General features: G+C 55.3%; 18 protein-coding genes and 6 tRNA genes. 10 read left to right on the top strand and 14 right to left on the bottom strand.

The window, feature by feature from the left end:
• Positions 1-25: 25 nt before the first annotated feature.
• Together cysK and cysZ are read right to left on the bottom strand one after the other, a co-directional pair.
• Positions 26-997 carry a cysteine synthase A gene (gene cysK, locus SOM40_RS16720; protein WP_106994669.1) on the bottom strand — a complete coding sequence of 324 codons (972 nt, stop codon included), beginning with the start codon at positions 995-997 and terminating at the stop codon, positions 26-28.
• Positions 998-1,151: 154 nt separating this feature from the next.
• A complete protein-coding gene (gene cysZ, locus SOM40_RS16715; protein WP_320530378.1) occupies positions 1,152-1,913 on the bottom strand; it encodes a sulfate transporter CysZ in 762 nt (253 codons plus the stop codon).
• A 230-nt stretch (positions 1,914-2,143) separates the two neighbouring features.
• Here cysZ and zipA point away from each other — a divergent pair, with 230 nt between their 5' ends.
• The 3 genes from zipA (at position 2,144) to SOM40_RS16700 (ending at position 5,422) form a co-directional block, all read left to right on the top strand.
• Complete coding sequence (gene zipA, locus SOM40_RS16710) at positions 2,144-3,121, top strand: cell division protein ZipA (RefSeq protein ID WP_320530377.1); 978 nt, start codon at positions 2,144-2,146, stop codon at positions 3,119-3,121.
• Between the two features lie 68 nt (positions 3,122-3,189).
• Positions 3,190-5,205, top strand: a complete 2,016-nt coding sequence (ligA, locus tag SOM40_RS16705) for an NAD-dependent DNA ligase LigA (protein ID WP_262672946.1) — start codon at positions 3,190-3,192, stop codon at positions 5,203-5,205.
• Position 5,206: 1 nt separating this feature from the next.
• Positions 5,207-5,422, top strand: a complete 216-nt coding sequence (locus SOM40_RS16700; RefSeq protein WP_032612964.1) for a DUF3820 family protein — start codon at positions 5,207-5,209, stop codon at positions 5,420-5,422.
• On the opposite strand, the gene SOM40_RS16695 is transcribed toward SOM40_RS16700, so the two are convergent.
• Positions 5,419-6,417 (bottom strand): bile acid:sodium symporter family protein, encoded by a 999-nt coding sequence (locus SOM40_RS16695; RefSeq protein ID WP_106994673.1) that lies wholly within the window; start codon positions 6,415-6,417, stop codon positions 5,419-5,421. The two genes, SOM40_RS16700 and SOM40_RS16695, sit on opposite strands and share 4 nt — an antisense overlap.
• A gap of 89 nt (positions 6,418-6,506) precedes the next feature.
• On the opposite strand from SOM40_RS16695, the gene SOM40_RS16690 reads away from it, so the two are divergent.
• Entirely contained in the window at positions 6,507-7,442 is a 936-nt protein-coding gene (locus SOM40_RS16690) for a LysR family transcriptional regulator (protein ID WP_262672944.1), read from the top strand.
• On the opposite strand, the gene SOM40_RS16685 is transcribed toward SOM40_RS16690, so the two are convergent.
• From SOM40_RS16685 to SOM40_RS16665, 5 genes are all read right to left on the bottom strand, one after another.
• Positions 7,439-7,780: a FlxA-like family protein gene (locus SOM40_RS16685; protein ID WP_166183260.1), complete on the bottom strand. Its 342-nt coding sequence runs from the start codon at positions 7,778-7,780 to the stop codon at positions 7,439-7,441. The two genes, SOM40_RS16690 and SOM40_RS16685, sit on opposite strands and share 4 nt — an antisense overlap.
• A 129-nt stretch (positions 7,781-7,909) precedes the next feature.
• Positions 7,910-7,985: transfer RNA gene (locus tag SOM40_RS16680), tRNA-Lys, on the bottom strand.
• A 4-nt stretch (positions 7,986-7,989) separates the two neighbouring features.
• Positions 7,990-8,065, bottom strand: a tRNA-Val gene (locus SOM40_RS16675).
• 30 nt (positions 8,066-8,095) lie between these two features.
• Positions 8,096-8,171, bottom strand: a tRNA-Val gene (locus tag SOM40_RS16670).
• 42 nt (positions 8,172-8,213) lie between these two features.
• Positions 8,214-8,289, bottom strand: a tRNA-Val gene (locus tag SOM40_RS16665).
• Positions 8,290-8,546: 257 nt separating this feature from the next.
• Here SOM40_RS16665 and gltX point away from each other — a divergent pair.
• On the top strand, positions 8,547-9,962 hold the full coding sequence (gltX, locus tag SOM40_RS16660; protein ID WP_106994676.1) for a glutamate--tRNA ligase: 1,416 nt from the start codon (positions 8,547-8,549) through the stop codon (positions 9,960-9,962).
• A 42-nt stretch (positions 9,963-10,004) separates the two neighbouring features.
• Here the strand turns inward: gltX and SOM40_RS16655 are convergent, their stop codons facing one another.
• Positions 10,005-10,400, bottom strand: a complete 396-nt coding sequence (locus SOM40_RS16655) for a YfeC-like transcriptional regulator (RefSeq protein WP_106994677.1) — start codon at positions 10,398-10,400, stop codon at positions 10,005-10,007.
• A gap of 1 nt (position 10,401) precedes the next feature.
• The gene (locus SOM40_RS16650; RefSeq protein ID WP_106994678.1) at positions 10,402-10,761 is read right to left on the bottom strand and encodes a YfeC-like transcriptional regulator; all 360 of its coding nucleotides are present in this window, start codon (positions 10,759-10,761) and stop codon (positions 10,402-10,404) included.
• A gap of 220 nt (positions 10,762-10,981) precedes the next feature.
• Here SOM40_RS16650 and SOM40_RS16645 point away from each other — a divergent pair.
• The 3 genes from SOM40_RS16645 to SOM40_RS16635 all read left to right on the top strand — a co-directional run bounded on the left by SOM40_RS16645 (position 10,982) and on the right by SOM40_RS16635 (position 13,571).
• Positions 10,982-11,057 (top strand) — tRNA-Ala (locus tag SOM40_RS16645).
• A gap of 41 nt (positions 11,058-11,098) precedes the next feature.
• Positions 11,099-11,174, top strand: a tRNA-Ala gene (locus tag SOM40_RS16640).
• Positions 11,175-11,384: 210 nt separating this feature from the next.
• A complete protein-coding gene (locus SOM40_RS16635; RefSeq protein WP_320530376.1) occupies positions 11,385-13,571 on the top strand; it encodes an EAL domain-containing protein in 2,187 nt (728 codons plus the stop codon).
• Between the two features lie 50 nt (positions 13,572-13,621).
• Here SOM40_RS16635 and SOM40_RS16630 read toward each other — a convergent pair whose 3' ends face one another.
• Positions 13,622-14,809 carry a NupC/NupG family nucleoside CNT transporter gene (locus tag SOM40_RS16630; RefSeq protein WP_166183252.1) on the bottom strand — a complete coding sequence of 396 codons (1,188 nt, stop codon included), beginning with the start codon at positions 14,807-14,809 and terminating at the stop codon, positions 13,622-13,624.
• A 347-nt stretch (positions 14,810-15,156) separates the two neighbouring features.
• Here SOM40_RS16630 and SOM40_RS16625 point away from each other — a divergent pair, with 347 nt between their 5' ends.
• Positions 15,157-16,398: an Nramp family divalent metal transporter gene (locus SOM40_RS16625; protein WP_106994735.1), complete on the top strand. Its 1,242-nt coding sequence runs from the start codon at positions 15,157-15,159 to the stop codon at positions 16,396-16,398.
• 29 nt (positions 16,399-16,427) lie between these two features.
• Here the strand turns inward: SOM40_RS16625 and ypeC are convergent, their stop codons facing one another.
• Positions 16,428-16,766 carry a DUF2502 domain-containing protein YpeC gene (ypeC, locus tag SOM40_RS16620; RefSeq protein WP_106994681.1) on the bottom strand — a complete coding sequence of 113 codons (339 nt, stop codon included), beginning with the start codon at positions 16,764-16,766 and terminating at the stop codon, positions 16,428-16,430.
• Positions 16,767-16,892: 126 nt separating this feature from the next.
• Complete coding sequence (locus SOM40_RS16615) at positions 16,893-17,891, bottom strand: aldo/keto reductase (protein WP_320530375.1); 999 nt, start codon at positions 17,889-17,891, stop codon at positions 16,893-16,895.
• A gap of 183 nt (positions 17,892-18,074) precedes the next feature.
• Between SOM40_RS16615 and ipdC the strand changes: the two genes are divergently transcribed.
• On the top strand, positions 18,075-19,730 hold the full coding sequence (gene ipdC / locus SOM40_RS16610; RefSeq protein ID WP_320530374.1) for an indolepyruvate decarboxylase: 1,656 nt from the start codon (positions 18,075-18,077) through the stop codon (positions 19,728-19,730).
• On the opposite strand, the gene SOM40_RS16605 is transcribed toward ipdC, so the two are convergent.
• A complete protein-coding gene (locus SOM40_RS16605; protein ID WP_320530373.1) occupies positions 19,731-20,966 on the bottom strand; it encodes an ion channel protein in 1,236 nt (411 codons plus the stop codon).
• Between the last annotated feature and the right edge of the window lie 108 nt (positions 20,967-21,074).

Genomic DNA, 21,074 nt, shown 5'->3' with positions numbered 1-21,074 from the left:
TTTACGCGATATTTACATTCTGGCACTACTGTTGCAATTCTTTCTCTGTGAAGAGATCGGCAAACAGTGCAGTACTTAAATAACGCTCACCCGAGGAAGGAAGAATAACCACGATATTCTTATTGGTAAAGGTTTCATCTTCGAGTAATTGCAGCGCAGCAGCGACGGCAGCACCGGAGGAGATCCCGGCCAGAATACCTTCTTCTTCCATCAGACGACGGGCGGTAGAGATGGCTTCATCGTTGGTGATAGCCACAACTTTATCAATCAGTTTCAGATCCAGGTTGCCCGGAATAAAGCCTGCGCCAATACCCTGAATTTTATGCGGGCCTGGTTTCAGCTCTTCACCGGCCAGCGCCTGAGCAATTACCGGGGAGTCGGTTGGCTCAACGGCAACGGTAATCAAATCTTTTTTACCTTTCGTGCCTTTAATATAGCGAGACACGCCAGTCAGCGTACCGCCGGTACCCACGCCGGAAATAAAGACATCCACCTGACCGTCGGTATCTTCCCAGATTTCCGGGCCGGTGGTCTTCTCGTGAATCTCCGGGTTAGCCGGGTTGCTGAACTGCTGAAGCAGGAGATATTTTGCCGGATCGCTGGCAACAATCTCTTCTGCTTTCTGAATCGCACCCTTCATCCCTTTTGCGCCTTCGGTCAGGACCAGATTCGCGCCCAGCGCTTTCAGCAGCTTGCGACGTTCAATACTCATGGTTTCCGGCATGGTCAGGGTCAGTTTGTAACCGCGCGCGGCGGCAACGTAGGCCAGAGCAATACCGGTGTTACCGCTGGTTGGTTCAACCAGCTCAACGCCAGGTTTCAACACGCCACGCTTTTCCGCATCCCAAATCATATTGGCACCGATACGGCATTTTACGCTGAAGCTTGGGTTACGAGATTCTACCTTCGCCAGGATGCGTCCATTACCGATACGGTTCAGTCGAACCAGGGGCGTGTGACCGATAGTCAGCGAGTTGTCTTCAAAAATCTTACTCATGGCCTGTCCTTAACTGTTTGAAATTGGGATACCGACCCAGCATACCTGTTGATTAAGTATGGGGAAGTAAGGAATTCGCATATCTATATGCTGATGAGAAATAATGCTATCCAGTATGGAATAAGGGATGGCATAAGCCATCCCTTTATTTAACTTATTTCCACAACGCGTGTTTATCACGGTAACAGTCGACCCACATCGCCGTCGCGCCGCACACCGCAACCGGCATGATGAACAGATTCAGGAACGGAACCATGGTGAAGAGGCTGGTCAGCGCGCCAAACTGCATGTTGATCATCTTGCGGGCACGCAGGGCCGTGCGCATCTCTTTAAACGGGACTTTGTGGTTATCGAACGGGTAGTCACAGTACTGGATCGCCAGCATCCACGCGCTGAACAGGAACCATAGCACCGGGGCCACCGTCTGCCCGATACCCGGAATAAAGTAGAGGATCAGCAGCACGATGGCGCGCGGCAGGTACCACGCGAACTTTTGCCATTCGCGTTTCATAATACGCGGCAGATCCTTCATGATGCCCAGCACCCCGGTATCTGGCGGTGTCGCACCCGTTAACCGGGCTTCAAGTTGTTCGGCGAGCAGGCCATTAAAGGGGGCGGCAATCCAGTTGGCTATCGTGGAAAAGAGATACCCAAAGACCAGCAGGATGGAAATCACCACCAGCGGCCACAGCAGATAGCTGAGCCACTGCAGCCAGTCGGGCACATGACTCATAATGGCCGGGATCCAGCTGTCCAGGCGAGTAAACAGCCACCAGAAGGCGCCTCCCATCAGCAGAATGTTAATCAGCAGAGGGAGGATCACAAAGCGCCGGATACCCGGGAGCGAAACCAGTTTCCAGCCCTGAGAAAAGTACCAGACGCCGCTGCGGGGAGGGGAAGATGTTGATGAAACCATAACCAGGTTGAGCTCCTTTTATCACAACCAGTGAAATTGCCTGCCTATATTAGCCAGTTGCGGCGCATTCACCAGTTCGGAAATGTTCGAAAAAACAGCAAAAAGCACGATTTAGTTCATCTTTATGCTGTGAATGCTCCCCATAGACTTGCACTTGACGTAATCGGCAAATACTCTTAGTGAGTAAATGTTTGCCGTGGTGGCAAGGTGTTAGAACAACAGAGAATATAATGATGCAGGATTTGCGTCTGATATTAATCATTGTTGGCGCGATCGCCATAATCGCTTTACTGGTCCATGGGTTCTGGACCAGCCGTAAAGAGCGCTCTTCTATGTTTCGCGATCGCCCACTGAAGCGCATGAAGTCTACTCGTGACGACGATAACGATGACGATATCGAAGACACGGAAGACGAGGGTGTGGGTGAAGTACGTGTTCATCGGGCCAATACTGCGCCCGGCGCAGGCCATGGGGAGCAAGAAGCGCCTCGTCAGCCTCCGCAGCATCAGTACCAGCCGCCTTACGCATCTGCTCAGCCGCGTCCCGCTGCGCCGCCGCAGCCTGTGGTTGAGCCGGTACACCAGCCGCAACCGCAGCAGCATGAGCCTGTGCGCCAGCAACCGGCGCCACAACCCCAGTATGTTGCTCAGCCTGAACCGCAGCCGGTCGTGCAGCAGCAGGCACCTCAGCCTGTCGCGCCAGCGCCGCAACCGGCCCCTGCGCCTGCGCCTGTTGTTGAGCCAGAGCCGTTAGTTGAAGCCGCCCCAGTGGTTGAAAAACCGCAGCGCAAAGAGACGGTGATCGTCATGAGCGTAGCGGCCCATCATGGCACAACGATTAATGGCGAAGTGCTGCTCAACAGCATCCATCAGGCGGGCTTTAAATTTGGCGATATGAATATCTTCCATCGCCACCTGAGCCCGGACGGGAGCGGTCCTTCCCTGTTCAGCCTGGCGAACATGGTTAACCCGGGCACCTTTGATCCGGAAATGACCGGTGATTTTACCACCCCGGGCATTACCATCTTTATGCAGGTGCCGTCTTACGGCGATGAACTGCAAAACTTTAAGCTGATGCTGCAGTCTGCCCAGCATATCGCGGACGAAGTCGGCGGTATGGTGCTCGACGATCAGCGTCGAATGATGACGCCGCAGAAACTGCGCGAGTATCAGGACCGCATCCGCGAAGTAAAAGAAGCTAACGCGTAAGTTTCCGCGTTTGTTTCACACCACCTCAACCCCCGCATGTCGGGGGTTTTTCTCATTAATGGTGCGACATGGACTCAATCGAACAACAACTCACCGAACTGCGAACCACGCTTCGCCACCATGAATATCTCTATCATGTGATGGATGCGCCCGAAGTGCCGGACGCGGAATATGACCGACTGATGCGTGAATTGCGCGAGCTTGAAGCGCAGCGTCCCGATTTAATTACCCCGGACTCACCGACCCAGCGTGTCGGCGCCGCGCCGCTGGCCTTTTTTAGCCAGGTGCGTCATGAAGTACCGATGCTGTCGCTGGATAACGTCTTTGACGAAGAGAGTTTCCTCGCCTTCAACAAACGCGTTCAGGATCGCCTGAAGCAGGCCGATGCCCTGAGCTGGTGCTGCGAGCTGAAGCTGGATGGCCTGGCCGTCAGCATTCTGTATGAAAACGGCGTGATGACCCGCGCTGCCACCCGCGGCGACGGCACAACCGGCGAGGACATTACCACCAACGTCCGCACCATCCGCGCTATCCCGCTTAAGCTGCATGGCGAGAATATTCCGGCACGTCTGGAAGTGCGTGGCGAAGTCTTCCTGCCTCAAGCGGGATTTGAAAAAATTAACGAAGAAGCGCGCCGCACTGGCGGAAAAATCTTCGCTAACCCACGTAATGCCGCCGCAGGCTCGTTACGCCAGCTGGACCCGCGCATTACCGCGAAGCGACCGCTGACCTTCTTCTGCTACGGCGTAGGCATCCTGGAGGGAGGCGAGCTGCCTGATACCCATCTGGGCCGCCTGCTGCAGTTTAAGGCCTGGGGGCTGCCGGTGAGTAACCGCGTGCAGCTGTGCGATTCGCCTGAAGCGGTGCTGGCGTTTTATCGCCAGGTTGAAGCAGACCGTCCGACGCTGGGCTTTGATATCGACGGGGTGGTTATCAAAGTCAACTCCCTCGCGCTTCAGGAGCAGCTGGGCTTTGTCGCCCGTGCGCCGCGCTGGGCGGTAGCCTTTAAGTTCCCGGCCCAGGAGCAGATGACCTTCGTGCGCGACGTGGAGTTCCAGGTCGGCCGTACCGGGGCGATAACGCCGGTTGCCCGTCTGGAGCCTGTCCAGGTGGCCGGAGTGCTGGTCAGCAACGCCACCCTGCATAACGCCGATGAGATCGACCGTCTGGGGCTGCGCATTGGCGATAAAGTGGTCATCCGCCGGGCCGGGGATGTGATCCCACAGGTGGTCAACGTGGTAGAGTCAGAGCGCCCTGAGGATACGCGTGCGGTCGAATTCCCGACCCACTGTCCGGTGTGCGGCTCAGACGTTGAACGTGTCGAAGGTGAAGCCGTGGCTCGCTGTACCGGCGGTTTAGTCTGCGGTGCCCAGCGCAAAGAGTCCCTGAAGCACTTCGTCTCCCGCCGGGCGATGGATGTCGACGGCATGGGGGACAAAATCATCGACCAACTGGTTGAGAAAGAGTATGTCCATACGCCGGCCGATCTGTTCCGCCTGACGCCGGGCAAGCTGACCGGGCTGGATCGGATGGGACCGAAATCCGCGCAGAACGTGGCTGACGCGCTGGAAAAATCCAAAGAGACCACCTTCGCCCGTTTCCTCTACGCGCTGGGTATCCGCGAAGTAGGGGAGGCGACCGCAGCAGGGCTGGCGGCATACTTTGGCACGCTGGAGGCGCTTGAGAAGGCGACGATTGACGAGCTGCAAAAGGTGCCGGACGTCGGCATTGTGGTCGCCACCCACGTCTTTAACTTCTTCTCGGAAGAGAGCAACCGTGAGGTGATCGGTCAGTTGCTTAAGGAAGGCATTCGCTGGCCTGCGCCGCAGGTGATCAACGCCGAAGAGATCGACAGCCCGTTTGCCGGGAAAACCGTGGTGCTGACCGGCAGCCTGAGCCAGCTCTCACGCGATGACGCCAAAGCGCGTCTGGTGGCGCTGGGGGCGAAAGTGGCTGGCAGCGTGTCGAAGAAAACCGACCTGGTGATTGCCGGAGAAGCGGCGGGCTCCAAGCTGGCGAAGGCGCAGGAGCTGGGGATTGACGTCATTGATGAAGCAGAGATGCTGCGTCTGTTAGGAGAGTAACGTGGATAAAGCGCAGCTTATCGAGATAGCCAATACCGAGATGCCGTTCGGGAAGTATAAAGGCCGTCGGCTGATTGATGTGCCGGAAGAGTATTTGCTGTGGTTTGCCCGTAAGGATGAGTTTCCTGCCGGGCATCTGGGTGAGCTGATGGCGCTCACGTTACTGATTAAAACCGAAGGGCTGACCCAGCTGGTTCAGCCCCTGCGTCGCCCTTAAACTTTCGCCGTGCGGGCCTGCTCCTGGGCCTGCAGCTCGTCGGTCTGGCGTTTATAACGACGCGCCATGACCGCGCAAATCATTAGCTGCAGCTGGTGGAAGATCATCAGCGGCAGCACCATCATCCCAATCACCGAGGTCGGAAACAGAATGTTGGCCATCGGGATCCCGTTCGCCAGACTCTTTTTCGAGCCGCAGAAGACAATGGTAATTTCATCGGCTTTGTTGAACCCGAAGCGACGCGCGGCAAAAACGTTGATGCCAATGATAATCGCCAGCAACACCAGGCTGACCACCACGATAAACAGCAGCGACCCGACCCCGACCTTATGCCAGATGCCGTTCACCACGGCTTCGCTGAACGCGGAATAAACCACCAGCAGAATCGACGACTGATCGGTTTTGGCAATCCACTTCTTATGCTTCGCCACAAAGGCCCCGATCCACGGCCGGGAAAGATGCCCCAGCACAAACGGCAGCAGCAGCTGCAGCATGATTTTGCCCACCTGCTCCAGACTGCCTTCCGCACCGTGCATGTCCATCACCAGCCCAACCAGCAGCGGCGAGAGGAAAATCCCCAGCAGGCTGGAGGCGGACGCCGAGCAGACGGCAGCCGCCACGTTACCACCCGCCATTGAGGTAAAGGCGATTGCTGACTGCACCGTGGCCGGCAAAATACAGAGGTACAGGAAGCCGCTATACAGGGTCGGATCGACATTGATCGGTGCCCACCAGGCAAACAGCACGCCCAGCACCGGGAAGACGACAAAGGTGCTGCACATCACCCACAGATGCAGTCGCCAGTGGCTACCGCCAGAGATAATCGCTTCCCGGGAGAGTTTGGCCCCGTGCATAAAGAACAGCAGCGCGATGGCGGCGGTAGTAAGTCCCTCAAAAAAAGGAACAAAGCCACCGCGAGCGGGGAAGAAGGAGGCGAGCAGTACCACGACGATAAGGGTAATAGTGAACGGATCGAGAATGCGAAAAAGTTTCATAAACACTCCTGAAAACAGATAGCGCTATTGTGCTTTCTTCCTTTTGAGAAATAAAATTGATTTATTGCATCTATTCATGAGTAAAACAGATGAATTACTCGTTACGACAGCTGCGTGTTTTTGTCACCGTCGCGCAGGCGAAAAGTTTTAGCCGTGCAGGCGAGATTATCGGCCTGAGCCAGTCGGCGGTCAGTCACAGTGTGAAAGAGCTTGAGCAGCAGACCGGCGTCCGGCTGATCGACAGAACTACCCGGGAAGTGATGCTGACCGAGGCGGGCCATCAGCTGGCGGCCCGGCTGGAGCGGATCCTCGACGAGCTTTCCAGCACGCTGCGGGACGTCGGTCGGGTAGGGCAGCAGCTCTCCGGGACGGTACGGGTCGCTGCCAGTCAGACCATTTCGGCGCATCTCATTCCGCACTGTATCGCGTTCAGTAATCATCAGTACCCGGATATCAATTTTGTGCTGCACGATCGCCCCCAGCAGTGGGTGCTGGAGAGTATTCGTCAGGGAGAGGTGGATTTCGGCATCGTCATCGATCCGGGGCCGGTCAGCGATCTCGAGTGCGAAGAGGTGCTCTCGGAACCCTTTTTACTCCTCTGCCGCGACGACGATCCTCTTGCCGCCCTTGAGGAGGTCACCTGGCAGGCGCTGCAGGGGGCGAAGCTGGTGTTACAGGATTATGCCTCTGGCAGTCGACCGCTGATCGATGCAGCCCTTGCCGGGCAGCAGGTGAGGGCGACGATTGTGCAGGAGATTGGCCATCCCGCCACGCTCTTTCCGATGGTGGAAGCCGGGATTGGCATCAGCGTGCTGCCAGCCCTGGCGCTGCCGTTGCCCCAGGGGAGCCGCTTAACGGTCAAACGCTTCACGCCTGTCGTCGAGCGTAAGCTGATGCTGGTTCGTCGCAAGAACCGCTCACTGTCAGGGGCGGCGCAGGCGCTGTGGGAAGTGGTACGTATGCAGGCGCAGCAGTTGACCGAGGCCCGCATACGGGATCCACTCTTTACTACAGAGAAGTGTTAAACGTAGACATCAATCTGGCGATCGCTGGAAGGGGCCTTAACACCTTCAGCTTTGGCTTGTTGTGCCTCCTGCTTCTGCTGCGCTTCTTCCGCCTGACGACGCTGCAGCTGCGCAAGTTGTGCTTGCAGCATTTTGATCTGCGTTTGCAGCAGCTCTTGCTGTTTCTTTTTTTCTTCTGCCGAGCCACTGCCGTTGGCGACATCCTTCAGCTGCTGGGTCAGTTTGGTGATTTGCGAGGTCAGGCGGCTGATCTGTGAGGAGAGATCGTTCCCGCTCGAGCTGCTGCCGCTACTGCGTTGGGGTTGTACGGACGCTGCGGATGTTTGAATAGTGGTCATGCTAATTTCCTCTGCCTAAAGAAGTGATATCGGCAGGGAATAGAAGGACTTGAGTCAGACTACCAGTATTGGCGGAAATTGCAGGAATTGCAGATAGCAAAAAAGCGCCTTTAGGGCGCTTTTTTACATTGGTGGGTCGTGCAGGATTCGAACCTGCGACCAATTGATTAAAAGTCAACTGCTCTACCAACTGAGCTAACGACCCGAAATGGTGGGCGATGACGGGCTCGAACCGCCGACCCCCTCCGTGTAAAGGAGATGCTCTACCAACTGAGCTAATCGCCCATTTCGGAACTGCTATCGATAAGGTGAGAATGGTGGGCGATGACGGGCTCGAACCGCCGACCCCCTCCGTGTAAAGGAGATGCTCTACCAACTGAGCTAATCGCCCATTCTCAATTCTTATCTACACTGCGGCATCTATCGAAGTAGATGGTGGGTGATGACGGGCTCGAACCGCCGACCCCCTCCGTGTAAAGGAGATGCTCTACCAACTGAGCTAATCACCCCCGCTGTGTGGAGTCGCATTATAGGGAGAGTTGAAAATGAGTCAACGGCTTTTCTAAAGATTTTGTTCGTTCGTCGTAAAATTAAACAAAACGATCGCGAAACCGCCAGTGATGCATGATTTCTAAACAAAAACGGCTATGAATGAGGATCTGACAGCAACAAGATTGAGGAATCAGGCGGGAGTGATAGAATATTGCCCACTTTCGTTTCCAGGATATGCCGGTTGTCGGCATCTTTATCACTGTAAGGCCACTTCATGAAAATCAAAACTCGCTTCGCGCCAAGCCCGACCGGCTATCTGCACGTCGGCGGCGCGCGTACTGCTCTCTATTCCTGGCTGTTTGCTCGCAACCAGGGCGGTGAGTTTGTGCTGCGTATCGAAGACACCGATCTCGAACGCTCCACGCCGGAAGCAATCGAAGCCATCATGGATGGTATGAACTGGCTTAATCTGGAGTGGGATGAAGGCCCGTATTTCCAGACTAAACGTTTTGATCGCTACAACGCGGTTATTGATGAGATGCTTGAAGCGGGTACAGCCTATAAGTGCTACTGCTCAAAAGAGCGTCTGGAAGCCCTGCGCGAAGAGCAGATGGCGAATAATGAAAAGCCACGTTATGACGGTCGCTGCCGCCACGATCATCAGCATCACGCCGCGGATGAGCCGTGCGTAGTGCGTTTCGCAAACCCGCAGGAAGGGTCGGTCATCTTTGACGATCAGATCCGCGGCCCGATCGAATTCAGCAACCAGGAGCTGGACGATCTGATCATCCGCCGTACTGACGGTTCTCCAACCTATAACTTCTGCGTTGTGGTTGATGACTGGGATATGGCGATCACCCACGTGGTGCGTGGCGAAGACCACATTAACAACACCCCGCGTCAGATCAACATCCTGAAAGCGCTGAATGCACCGGTTCCGGTTTATGCTCACGTGTCGATGATCAACGGCGACGACGGTAAAAAGCTGTCCAAACGCCATGGCGCGGTCAGCGTAATGCAGTACCGTGACGATGGCTATCTGCCGGAAGCGCTGCTCAACTATCTGGTGCGTCTGGGCTGGTCCCATGGCGATCAGGAGATCTTCAGCCGTGAAGAGATGATCCAGCTCTTCACCCTGAGCGCGGTAGGGAAGTCTGCCAGTGCGTTCAATACCGATAAACTGCTGTGGCTGAACCATCACTACATCAATACCCTGCCGCCAGAGTATGTTGCAACCCAGCTGCAGTGGCACATTGAGCAGGCAAACATCGACACCCGCAACGGCCCGCAGCTGGCCGACCTGATCAAACTGCTGGGTGAACGTTGCAAGACCCTAAAAGAGATCGCAGAAAACTGCCGCTACTTCTATGAAGAGTATGACGAGTTTGACGCCGACGCCGCGAAGAAGCATCTGCGTCCGGTTGCACGTCAGCCACTGGAAGTGGTTCGCGACAAGCTGGCCGCCATTACCGACTGGAGCGCTGAGAATGTGCATCATGCTATTCAGGCGACAGCAGATGAGCTGGAAGTTGGGATGGGTAAAGTCGGTATGCCGCTGCGCGTAGCCGTTACCGGTGCAGGTCAGTCTCCGGCGCTGGACGTTACGGTGCACGCGATTGGCAAAACCCGCAGCGTGGCGCGTATCAACAGAGCGCTGGACTTTATTGCTGAGCGCGAAAGCCAGCAGTAATCAGGACGTAAAAAACAAAACGGCAGGTTTCCCTGCCGTTTTTTATTCCGCTGGCTGATGAATGCTCAGCCGCACGAGAAAACCCTGTATCCCTTCCCGGGTAAGCAGCGTTTCAAGCCGCTCCTGTTCCGCTAAGGTCATATTCTCCAGCGCATTGATGATCCCAGGAAGCACCGCCACGGGCTTAGCGTCACCGTAACTGGCTGCGGTTTCTGCCAGCTGGTAGAGCGCCTGGCGTTTACGAATGGCCGGAATATTCATGATGTGCGCCTTCACCTGCGCATCAATAAGAATGAGGCGCGCGCGCCCACCTTTTACCCCATTAATGCCTTCCGTCTTCCAGCCATTTTTGCGCACCCAGCGGTTTACGGTCTGCCTGGCGACGCCCAGCGTCTCCGCCAGCTCTTCGGTGGTCATTTTGCTACGTAATTTTTTCATATCAGTTCTGATCGCGAATCCCTAAGCGTTGTAACAATCCGGTGATCCCTTCCCGGAGTAATAAAGAGGTAAGCTGTTTCTGTTCTGCCGGCGTCATTTCATTGGCCAGTGTGATCAGCAAGGCCTGCAACGAGTTATCCGTAGAGGCTTCCGGTAATGTGGCCGCCTCCGGAGCCCGACGCGCATTGCGAATAAATTCCCGTACTTTCTCATTAACATGGACCAGACGCGCCTTACCGCCCTGAACGCCGGGTTTTGGCGAGGTGGACCATCCCTCTTTACGCACCCATTTATTGATGGTCTGGCGGCTATAGCCAGTGAGCCGGGCCAACTCTTCTGGCGTCATTCGTTCCTTGATCATGCAATTTCCTGAGTAAGAGTGTGGGTAATTAGAGGTTCATTTTATAACACCGTTTTACTGGAAAACGTGACAAGATTAACTCATGGCTGCGAGCGTTCTCGCAATGTGATTCATTTGCTTGAATTTTCAGCGGTTGAACGCCAGAGTGAGAATTTGCCGTTGACACCCGGCAAGGGAATTCATATTATGCCGCCCGTCAACACGACACGCTTTACGCGATGGGGCTATAGCTCAGCTGGGAGAGCGCTTGCATGGCATGCAAGAGGTCAGCGGTTCGATCCCGCTTAGCTCCACCAAACTCTGAACCCAACAGAGTCTGGTGCGTAAACAACATTGTGGGGCTATAGCTCAGCTGGGAGAGCGCTTGCATGGCATGCAAGAGGTCAGCGGTTCGATCCCGCTTAGCTCCACCAAAATTTGAACCCTCGCCGAATGGCGGGGTTTTTTTTATGCCTGCAATAAACTCCTTTAGTTTCACCGCATTGACAAATAAATAGCTTTTTCCGGTAAAAACTTTACTAAATGTAATGACTTTTCCTGGCCTGGAATGTTGTATCAGGGTTTTAAAGAATCTATGATTAATATGAATTTAATAACGCCAGGTTAATAGTTAAATAAAATTAATGAAAAGCAAAAGTCATTTTAACGGAAAAAGCTTTGTGCTTGCTCTGGCGTTATGCATGATTGTCGTGCCATTTTCCCGCCTTATTTCCCCGAAATCTGTTATCGATGGCTTTGAGGTTTATCTTGCCTGGATGCCGCTGAGCGTCATGCTGGCGATCCTATTATTATTCGGACGTCAGGCTGTCCTGCCAATTATTATCAGCTTCGCCATACTGAATGAATGGAACCTGGAACTGTCGGCAAAGCAGGATCTTATCTTGCTCTTTTGTCAGGTGTTCAGCACGCTGGGAGTCTGCGCCATGCTCCGCTGGCAGGTGGGGCCGCGCTGGCGCTACCACGTACCCAGTCGGTTCATGGCGGCGCGTATTACGTGGTTGGGATTTGTCCTGCCGCTGGTAATAAAACTGACAATGTTCCTGGCCGGCTATTTATGTGATTTTCCCGTTACTCTCGCCAATTTCACGGACCGCGGCTCGGTAATTTATCATGTGGTCGATGTTCAAAGCCTGGTTTGCGCCGTTATCATCTTCACCATGTTGTTCTATTATCCGATAAGAATGGTTATTAATCCTAATTATGCCCGCGCATTCTGGGGAAGAAATATACATAATTCATTCTCATCCCGAAACCAGTTATTTACATCTGTATTACTTCTTTGCCTTATTGCTGGCCTTCTTGTGCTCTGTTTACCCTTTACTTCAGATATTATTGCCGGCTATCTGGTACCTGTTATTTTCATTTTATTTACAATTGGCATTAGCCGCTTTCGCTATCCGCTGATTGTCCTTGGCTGGGCACTGAGTGCCCTGATGTTACTCACCTACAACAGTAACTTTTTGCAGGGCGTGCAGAACGGCTACTCGCTGGCCTTCGTACTATCGGTCCTGATCTCCTTTGCTATCTGCCTGGCTTACATGTCACGCATTTATCAGCGCAGCGAATGGCTCAAACGCGGCTGGCAGGAGAGGGCGCTGATCGATCCGCTGACCGGTTTACGTAACCTGCGCGCCCTGGAATCCTTTTTGACGGACAACAAGGGCACCACCCTGTGCTGTTTGCGGATGGATAATCTGGAATTCCTGAGCCGTCATTATGGCCTGATGATGCGCGTCCAGTGTAAACGCGCCATTATTCGCCAGCTGCAGCCGCTGCTGATGCCTAATGAACAGGTATTCCAGATCCCCGGTAACGAACTGGTGGTGGTGCTGAGCGGCCCGGAAACCGGGGCGCGGTTACAGCACATCGTGGATCACCTCAACAGCCGTAAAATCTACTGGAACAACACCGGGCTGGACATTGAGTTTGGCGCCGCCTGGGGAGGCGTGGAATACCAGTGCGGCGAAAGTCTCTACCATACGCTCGGGCAGCTCAGCTGGCTGGCGGAAAAGTCCTGCTCGGCGCATCAGGTCCTGTCGCTGAATAACAGCCTTGAGACGGTCTCGGGGCAGACGACCGAGCGCGTCCTGATGCTTAGCCGGGTGAAACGGGCCCTGGATGAGGGCGGTTTACGTCTCTATGCCCAACCGATCCAGCGGGGCGATGGGGTGGGCTACCACGAAATCCTGTCGCGGCTGGAGAGTGAAGGCGAGTTGCTGACGCCCGATAAGTTTCTGCCGCTGGTGGCGCAATTTAACCTGAGCCGGCGCTTCGATATCAGCGTGGTGGAAGCGGTACTGGTATGGCTGCGGGATCATCCCTCGGAAGACCGCTGCGCGCGTTTCTCGGTGAACCTGATGCCTTTGACGCTGATGCAGAAAGAGGTCGCGGCGGAGATCATTGCTCTGTTTGAACGCTACCGGGTGAAACCGCAGACGGTGATCATCGAAGTGACCGAAGAGCAGGCCTTCTCGAATTCCGAAGTCAGCATCGCCAACATTCAGCAGCTGCGTCATTATGGCTTTAAACTTGCCATCGACGACTTCGGGACCGGCTATGCCAATTACGAACGTCTCAAGCGCCTGCAGGCGGACGTCATTAAGATTGATGGCTGCTTCGTGAAGGATATCTGTAGCGACAGTATGGATGCGATGATTGTGAAATCGATCTGCAATCTGGCGAAGACCCGATCGCTGTGTGTGGTGGCGGAGTTTGTCGAAACGGAGGAGCAGCGTGAGATGTTGCTCGCCTCGGGGGTGGATTATCTGCAGGGGTATCTGATAGGTAAACCGCAACCGCTCAGTGAATAACAGACGTAAAAAAACCGGGGAGGATAAGTCCCCGGTTTTTTTTGAGCTGATTACAGGACCAGTGCAGCGATAGACGCAGACAGGACGCTGACCAGCGTAGAGCCGTAAACCAGCTTCAGACCGAAGCGGGAGACCACGTTACCCTGCTCTTCGTTCAGGCCTTTAATCGCACCCGCGATGATGCCGATAGAAGAGAAGTTGGCGAAGGAGACCAGGAAGACAGAGAGGATACCTTCAGCGCGCGGGGAGAGGGAACCGGCGATTTTCTGCAGATCCATCATGGCGACGAATTCGTTAGAAACCAGTTTGGTTGCCATAATACTGCCCACCTGCAGCGCTTCGCTTGCCGGGACACCCATCACCCAGGCGACCGGGTAGAAGATATAACCCAGAATGCCCTGGAAGGAGATACCCAGCACAGCAGCAAACAGGGCGTTCAGCGCGGAGATCAGGGCGATAAAGCCGATCAGCATCGCGGCAACGATAACCGCCACTTTGAAACCTGCCAGAATGTACTCGCCCAGCATTTCGAAGAAGCTCTGACCTTCGTGCAGATTCGCCATCTGCAGGTTCTCTTCACTCTCATCCACGCGGTACGGGTTGATCAGGGACAGAACGATAAAGGTGCTGAACATGTTCAGAACCAGTGCAGCCACCACATATTTTGGCTCCAGCATGGTCATATACGCGCCCACGATAGACATGGAAACGGTAGACATTGCGGTAGCCGCCATGGTGTACATGCGGTTGCGGGACATTTTGCCGAGGATATCTTTATAGGCGATAAAGTTCTCAGACTGACCGAGGATCAGGGAGCTTACGGCGTTGAAAGATTCCAGTTTGCCCATGCCGTTCACTTTAGACAGCACGGTACCGATAGCGCGGATCACAATTGGCAGAATGCGAATGTGCTGCAGAATACCGATCAGGGCAGAGATGAAGACGATAGGGCACAGAACCTTCAGGAAGAAGAACGCCAGACCTTCATCGTTCATTTTACCGAATACGAAGTTAGTCCCTTCGTTGGCAAAGCCGAGGAGGCTTTCGAACATCTCGGAGAAGCCCTTTACGAAACCCAGACCCACGTTGGAGTTCAGGAAGAACCACGCGAGCAGAACTTCAATAACGAGTAATTGAATAACATAACGAATGCGGATTTTTTTACGATCGCTGCTGACCAGCAACGCAAGCACGGCAACGACAACAAGTGCCAGGACAAAATGTAGGACGCGGTCCATATTTGCTCCAAATATGAGGCAGGTTTAATTTCGCTGCACATTCTATGAAACAAGCGTAAAGAAAACGAGATCAAAGCCACACTATAGTCACGTCCTGTGACGAGACTCAAAAATAGTGACATACGATACGTTTTTGTTATGTTGTGTAAATGAGTTAAAAGTTAAGTTTGTGTGCTACGCTTCACAAAGGTTGCGTGTATTTATCGTTTGGCAGCCTTTCCACGTTTTCAGCCTGCTTATTGTTCTTCGCTATCACTGTAATCAATATAACCATTTTAAATGAACTTGATAATCATTCGCATTTTGATAGCATTAAACATAGCAAAGGCTATATTTCTGAGGCAAAAATGACCAACAGTCGCATTGATGAGAGTAGCAGTGGCAAAGCAGCACGCAAAATGCGGTTTGCATTAATGGGACCTGCGTTTATTGCCGCTATTGGCTACATCGATCCCGGTAACTTTGCGACCAACATTCAGGCCGGGGCCAGCTTCGGCTATAAACTGCTGTGGGTGGTGGTGTGGGCTAACCTGATGGCGATGATGATCCAGGTGCTGTCGGCAAAACTGGGCATCGCCACCGGCAAAAACCTCGCAGAGCAGATCCGCGACCACTATCCGCGTCCGCTGGTCTGGTTTTACTGGGTGCAGGCCGAAATTATCGCCATGGCGACCGACCTTGCGGAGTTTATCGGTGCCGCAATCGGCTTTAAGCTGATCCTGGGCGTATCGCTCCTTCAGGGGGCGGTGTTAACCGGTATTGCCACCTTCCTGATCCTGATGCTGCAACGCCGCGGGCAAAAACCGCTCGAAAAAGTGATTGGCGGCCTGCTGCTGTTCGTGGCGGCGGCCTATATCGTTGAGCTGATCTTCTCCCAGCCTGACGTCGTCCAGCTCGGCAAAGGGATGGCGATCCCGAGCCTGCCCACCACGGAAGCGGTGTTCCTGGCGGCCGGGGTGCTGGGCGCCACCATTATGCCGCACGTAATCTATCTGCACTCCTCGCTGACCCAGAACCTGCACGATGGGTCGCGGCATGAGCGTTATTCTGCAACCAAATGGGATGTGGCGATCGCCATGACCATCGCCGGGTTTGTTAACCTGGCGATGATGGCCACCGCCGCGGCAGCATTCCACTTTAACGGTCATACCGGTGTGGCCGATCTGGATCAGGCCTATCTGACCCTCGAACCGTTACTCAGCCACGCCGCGGCCACCATTTTTGGCCTGAGCCTGGTGGCAGCGGGTCTTTCGTCAACGGTGGTCGGTACCCTGGCGGGACAGGTGGTGATGCAGGGATTTGTGCGCTTCCATATTCCGCTATGGGTGCGTCGTGCCGTCACCATGCTGCCGTCCTTTATTGTGATCCTGATGGGGCTCGATCCGACCCGCATTCTGGTGATGAGCCAGGTGCTGCTGAGCTTTGGTATTGCGCTGGCGCTGGTGCCGCTGCTGGTGTTCACCAGTAATAAGACGTTGATGGGCGATCTGGTGAACAGCGTGCTGGTGAAACGGGCAGGGTGGGCGATAGTGGTGCTGGTGGTGGCGTTGAATCTGTGGCTGCTTATCGGCACTGCGTTGGGATTATAAAAAAGGCGCCGTGAGGCGCCTTTTTCGTATTAGTGACGATGACCGTGTCCGCCATGACCGTGACCTTTGCGGCCGCGATGGTCATCACGATCGCGCCAGCCTTCACGGTAGCCGCGTTCATAGGCGTTACGTTTATCCCAGCCACGGTGGTAGCCGTTGTCATGTTTGTGCCAGCGTTTGCCACGCCATTCATAATTACGATGCCAGTAGCCGCGGTCACGCCAGCCGCCACCGTCCCAGTAGTTACCGTAATTATCGCGATCGCCAATTTGTAATTTTACGGATGGCAACAGGGTGATTTCGCCAGCATTAGCGACCAGCGGGGCTGAAGCCATTAATACTGCTGCCAGAATCAGGGACCTGAACATTATTATTCTCCTTCACGATCGGAGCCGTAAGCGGCTTGTTAACGCAATATTAAGGGGCGGTAAAGCCCCGGATAATCGCTTTAACTCCTAATTCAGAAGGCGTAGCACTTTTTGCTAAAAGTGCTTTTAAATAACGCTGCTCAGGATTGATTCTATTTCGCTCAGCTCCTCAGGGGTGAAGTGACGATTCGCCAGCATCCCCACCGCATCGTCGATTTGCGCCGTTTTGCTGGCACCGATCAGCACCGAGGTGATGGCCTCGTGATGTAATACCCAGGCCAGCGCCATCTGCGACAATTTTTGGTTACGGCGTTCGGCCAGGGCATTGAGCTGGCGCACTTTTTCCAGCTTCTCGTCGGTGACCTGATCCGGGTTGAGGAAGCGGCTGCCGCTGGCGGCGCGGGAATCTGCCGGAATACCGTTCAGATAACGGTCGGTAAGCTGGCCGCCTGCGAGCGGCGAAAACGCAATGCATCCCACTCCTTTCTGCGTAAGCACATCCAGTAATCCTTCTTCCGGAGCGCGTTCCAGCATAGAAAACTTTGGCTGGTGAATAAGGCACGGGGTGCCCAGATCGTCGAGGATGTCGATGGCCTGTTGGGCCAGCTCCGCCGGGTAGTTGGACAGTCCGACGTACAGTGCCTTGCCCTGACGCACCAGATGGTCGAGCGCTTTCATGGTCTCCCGTAGCGGCGTTTCCGGATCCGGGCGGTGATGATAGAAGATATCGACATACTCCAGCCCCATGCGTTTCAGGCTTTGATCGAGGCTGGCAATCAGGTATTTACGCGACCCCCAGTCGCCGTACGGCCCCTCCCACATGGTATAGCCCGCTTTGCTTGAGATGATCAGCTCATCACGCAAATTGCCGAAATCTTCCTGCAGGATCCGGCCGAAGTTACGCTCCGCCGATCCCGGCGGTGGACCGTAGTTATTGGCAAGGTCGAAATGGGTAATCCCCAGATCGAAAGCACGATGTAAAAGTTGACGGCTGTTTTCGATCAGCGTGGCATCGCCGAAGTTGTGCCACAGCCCGAGGGAGATGGCAGGCAGCTTAAGACCGCTTTGCCCGCATCGTTGATACAACATTGATTGATAACGATTTTGCTCCGCCTGATAAACCATGAGTTTTTCCCTCTGCGTCAGATAGTCTTTCAGTGTATACGTTTACACCACGACTGAGGCACACAGAGTAGCGCGCAAAAATATGTAAAGCATGGTTTCCATGATCTGAATATCGCCATTCCTGGACAGCTATCATGCTTCTTCAATACTCAAAGTGACGTCAACATTATAAGGATAACAGTCATGCTTACCCCCTACACCGTCGCCGATTACCTGCTGGACCGCCTTACAGATTGTGGTGCCGATCACCTGTTTGGCGTGCCAGGCGACTACAACTTACAGTTCCTTGATAACGTTATCGCCAGCCCGGATATTGGCTGGGTGGGTTGTGCTAACGAGTTGAATGCGGCCTACGCCGCCGATGGCTATGCGCGCTGCAAAGGTTTTGCCGCGCTGTTGACCACCTTTGGGGTGGGCGAGCTCAGCGCCATGAACGGTATTGCGGGCAGTTTCGCCGAACATGTTCCGGTTCTGCATATCGTGGGCGCGCCGGGCAGCGCCTCGCAGAAAAGAGGGGAACTGCTGCACCATACGCTGGGTGATGGCGAGTTTCGTCACTTCTATAAAATGAGTGAGCCCGTGACCGTCGCCCAGGCGCACCTTACCGAACAGAATGCTTGCTATGAAATCGACCGGGTGCTGACCGAAATGCTCCGGGAGCGCCGTCCGGGCTACATCATGCTGCCGGCCGATGTGGCAAAAAAACCTGCCACCCCGCCTGTAAGCGCTCTCATTGATCGTATATATGAAAGCGACAGTTTCCGCCTCGATGCCTTCCGCCAGGCGGCAGAGAAAAGACTGGCGGCCAGTGAGCGCACCGCGCTGCTGGCCGATTTCCTCGTCCTGCGCTACGGCCTGAAAAGCCAGCTCCAGCGCTGGGTGGAGCAGACGCCGATGGCCCACGCCACCCTGCTGATGGGGAAAGGGATCTTTGACGAGCGCAAACCGGGCTTCGCGGGCACCTACAGCGGCTCTGCCAGTGCCGCCGGGGTCAACGAGGCCATTGAAGGCGCCGATACGGTGATCTGCGTGGGGACGCGCTTTACCGATACGCTCACCGCCGGGTTCACCCACAAGCTCACGCATCAGCAGACGATCGACGTACAGCCGCACGCCTCGCGGATCGGGGATGTCTGGTACACCGGGATCCCGATGACTCAGGCGATTGAGGTCCTCTCCAGCCTGTGCCATCAGTACGCCAGCGCCACTACAGAGACCCGTCAGCCCCGGCAACTGCATGCTGTTCACCCCGGGACGCTGAGCCAGGACAGCTTCTGGAAAACGCTGCAAAACTTTATTCGCCCGGGGGATATTATTCTCGCCGACCAGGGAACATCCGCCTTTGGTGCGGGCGCGCTGCGTTTACCTGAGGAGGTGAATTTTATCGTTCAGCCGATCTGGGGCTCGATTGGCTATACCCTTGCCGCCGCCTATGGCGCGCAGACGGCCTGTCCGGATCGCCGCGTGATTGCGATTACCGGCGACGGCGCGGCGCAGCTCACTATCCAGGAGCTGGGCTCGATGCTGCGGGACAAACAGTGCCCGGTGATCATGGTCCTGAACAACGAAGGCTACACGGTTGAGCGCGCCATTCATGGCCCGAATCAGCGCTATAACGACATTGCGCTGTGGAACTGGACGCAGATCCCGCAGGCCCTCAGCCTGAACTGTCAGGCCGAGTGCTGGCGGGTGAGTGAGGCGGTGCAGCTGGAAGAGGTGCTGGAGAGAGTGGCGCACCCGGAACGGCTTTCGCTGATTGAGGTCATGCTGCCGAAAGCCGATGTTCCACCGCTGTTGAGTGGCATCATCCAGGCGCTGGAAGCGCGTAAAAGCGCCTGATTATTTATCCTCGTTAGAGGCAGCCAGCATGGGTCTGCCCGCCAGCAACAGCCAGGCGGGCAGCATCACGATACAGAGGAGCGGCAGCAGGGTGGTGTCTGGCACCACCACTGCCGCCATAAACAGGCTCAGCCATGCATCCCGTGTGACAACCAGCACCAGCCCCAGAATCGAACAGGAAACGGTAATCGCCGCCGGGACCGCCTCGACGTGCTCATGCAGCATCAACCCCAGCGCGGCACCGACAAACACCGCCGGGAAAATCCGGCCACCACGAAAACCGCAGGCTGCTGCCACCACCAGCGCCGCCAGTTTGATCAGCGTGAAGAGCAGATAATCTGAAACGCTGAACAGCTGGCTGAATGCCATCTGCTGCATCTCATCCAGCCCTTTAAACAGCGTGATATTGCCGCCGATAGCGCCGAGGATCCCCAGAATCAACCCACCTGTCCCGAGGATAAGTACCGGGTGCTTCAGGCGATGCATCAGCCGGTGCAGGCGCGGCAGGCACCAGACCGCCACCATCCCCAGCGCGATGGCGATGGCGACGACAATCGCCCCGCTAAAGATATCGGCCAGCTGCATCTGGCTGTAATGGGCGATGGGCAAGGAGAAGTGGGGATGGAAAAAGAGGCTGGTGGTCAGGGCACCCGCAGCAGCGGAAAGCAGTGGGGCGAACAGGCGATCCCAGAGGGGGATCTCGGTGTTGCCGCTCAGGGTTTGGGAAAATATCAGCGCCGCCGCGACGGGCGTGCCGAACAGCGCGCCAATGGTGCCCGCCGAGGCGAGAATGGTCCAGTCCAGGGCGTTGACCCGGGGAAACACGCGCGATCCCACGGCAACGGCGAGTGCGATATTCACCGCCATCACCGGATGCTCTGGCCCGAGGCTGACGCCCCCCGCCAGGCCAATAATCAGGGCGATAATCAGCCCGGGCAGGGCGGCTGTATCCACCGGGGCACCAATCAGCGGCTCTGTCGCCGGGTCCGGCCCGGCATGACCGGGGCTGTAGCGGATCACCAGCCCCACGGCGATGCCGGTCAGGGTCAGGGTCAACACCACCCAGGTCGGAGAACTCGCGTTAAGGCCGACTGCGGAAGGTAATGACGTCCAAAGTACTGCCTGTAATACGGAGGCAACTTTCATGATCACAATCAGAATCAGGCTGGAGGCGACGCCAATAATCAGCGCGGGAGGGGCCAACAGCAGCATCGTTCTGGCTCGCGGATGGAGCATGATGATTTCCTTGTAAAAAATGGCGGTCATTACTTTGCACGCTCAGACTGATGCTAATAGTGCAAATGGTGCTGAAACGGTAAAGTTATTCTGTGACGAAGATCGATT

Origin of the sequence: Leclercia sp. CFBP8987, assembly GCF_034044995.2 — a bacterium.
Taxonomy (GTDB): domain Bacteria; phylum Pseudomonadota; class Gammaproteobacteria; order Enterobacterales; family Enterobacteriaceae; genus Enterobacter; species Enterobacter tamurae.
This window is presented reverse-complemented; position numbering and strand designations above follow the sequence as displayed.

Excerpts from the sequence above, each read along its gene's own strand:
- cysK (WP_106994669.1), bottom strand. The coding sequence starts at position 997 with ATGAGTAAGATTTTTGAAGACAACTCGCTGACTATCGGTCACACGCCC.
- cysZ (WP_320530378.1), bottom strand. The coding sequence starts at position 1,913 with ATGGTTTCATCAACATCTTCCCCTCCCCGCAGCGGCGTCTGGTACTTT.
- zipA (WP_320530377.1), top strand. The coding sequence starts at position 2,144 with ATGATGCAGGATTTGCGTCTGATATTAATCATTGTTGGCGCGATCGCC.
- ligA (WP_262672946.1), top strand. The coding sequence starts at position 3,190 with ATGGACTCAATCGAACAACAACTCACCGAACTGCGAACCACGCTTCGC.
- SOM40_RS16695 (WP_106994673.1), bottom strand. The coding sequence starts at position 6,417 with ATGAAACTTTTTCGCATTCTCGATCCGTTCACTATTACCCTTATCGTC.
- SOM40_RS16690 (WP_262672944.1), top strand. The coding sequence starts at position 6,507 with ATGAATTACTCGTTACGACAGCTGCGTGTTTTTGTCACCGTCGCGCAG.
- SOM40_RS16685 (WP_166183260.1), bottom strand. The coding sequence starts at position 7,780 with ATGACCACTATTCAAACATCCGCAGCGTCCGTACAACCCCAACGCAGT.
- gltX (WP_106994676.1), top strand. The coding sequence starts at position 8,547 with ATGAAAATCAAAACTCGCTTCGCGCCAAGCCCGACCGGCTATCTGCAC.
- SOM40_RS16655 (WP_106994677.1), bottom strand. The coding sequence starts at position 10,400 with ATGAAAAAATTACGTAGCAAAATGACCACCGAAGAGCTGGCGGAGACG.
- SOM40_RS16650 (WP_106994678.1), bottom strand. The coding sequence starts at position 10,761 with ATGATCAAGGAACGAATGACGCCAGAAGAGTTGGCCCGGCTCACTGGC.
- SOM40_RS16635 (WP_320530376.1), top strand. The coding sequence starts at position 11,385 with ATGAAAAGCAAAAGTCATTTTAACGGAAAAAGCTTTGTGCTTGCTCTG.
- SOM40_RS16630 (WP_166183252.1), bottom strand. The coding sequence starts at position 14,809 with ATGGACCGCGTCCTACATTTTGTCCTGGCACTTGTTGTCGTTGCCGTG.
- SOM40_RS16625 (WP_106994735.1), top strand. The coding sequence starts at position 15,157 with ATGACCAACAGTCGCATTGATGAGAGTAGCAGTGGCAAAGCAGCACGC.
- ypeC (WP_106994681.1), bottom strand. The coding sequence starts at position 16,766 with ATGTTCAGGTCCCTGATTCTGGCAGCAGTATTAATGGCTTCAGCCCCG.
- SOM40_RS16615 (WP_320530375.1), bottom strand. The coding sequence starts at position 17,891 with ATGGTTTATCAGGCGGAGCAAAATCGTTATCAATCAATGTTGTATCAA.
- ipdC (WP_320530374.1), top strand. The coding sequence starts at position 18,075 with ATGCTTACCCCCTACACCGTCGCCGATTACCTGCTGGACCGCCTTACA.
- SOM40_RS16605 (WP_320530373.1), bottom strand. The coding sequence starts at position 20,966 with ATGCTCCATCCGCGAGCCAGAACGATGCTGCTGTTGGCCCCTCCCGCG.